Source organism: Oleiphilus sp. HI0079, from assembly GCF_001635105.1.
The window spans coordinates 1-623 of the sequence record NZ_LWFT01001015.1 but is presented as its reverse complement, the minus strand read 5'-3'; the positions used below and the strand labels follow the sequence as shown (position 1 = coordinate 623).

At 49.4% G+C, this 623-nt stretch carries 1 protein-coding gene; it reads left to right on the top strand.

Annotated features, from left to right (window positions below; translation table 11 throughout):
* Positions 1-623, top strand: a 623-nt coding sequence (locus A3750_RS18390) for an ATP-binding cassette domain-containing protein (protein WP_156498722.1), incomplete at both ends; no start/stop codon positions are given.

Here is a 623-nt window from a genome sequence, read left to right as displayed (position 1 = left end):
TTTGATGTTGCCAAGCGGCGTATCAAGCAACGTGCTTTGTTGATTGCGGCGGTTATTCTTCTTGTATTTGTTGCGATCACTTCGCTTATCTGGGTGGGTGGCAGCGATATGCTGGCTGGTGAGATAAGTGGTGGTGAGCTAGCGGCGTTTATCTTTTATGCCGTAATGATGGCGGGTTCTGTGGCGACCATTTCTGAGGTCTATGGTGAGTTGCAGCGCGCAGTGGGTGCGACTGAGCGTTTGCTTGAGTTGCTCGCTGTTGAAGCAGAGATTCCGTATCGCGCTGAAAACGGAGAACCCAAGGCGGATCGAGTGAGCAGCGAAGCGATTGCTTTACATGATGTCTCGTTTTGTTATCCCTCACGCCCGCAGGTTAAAGCATTGGATACTATATCGCTGACGATTAGGGAAGGTGAGCGTATTGCCTTGGTTGGTCCATCCGGGGCAGGGAAATCAACGGTGTTTGAATTGCTTCAGCGGTTTTATGATCCTGCACAAGGGTGTATTGAGGTATTTGGAAATGACACTCGTCAGCTTTCGACGATGATCTTGCGTCAACATCTGGCTATTGTTCCTCAGAACCCCGTCATGTTTTCTGCAGATGTTGCGTATAACATTGCCTA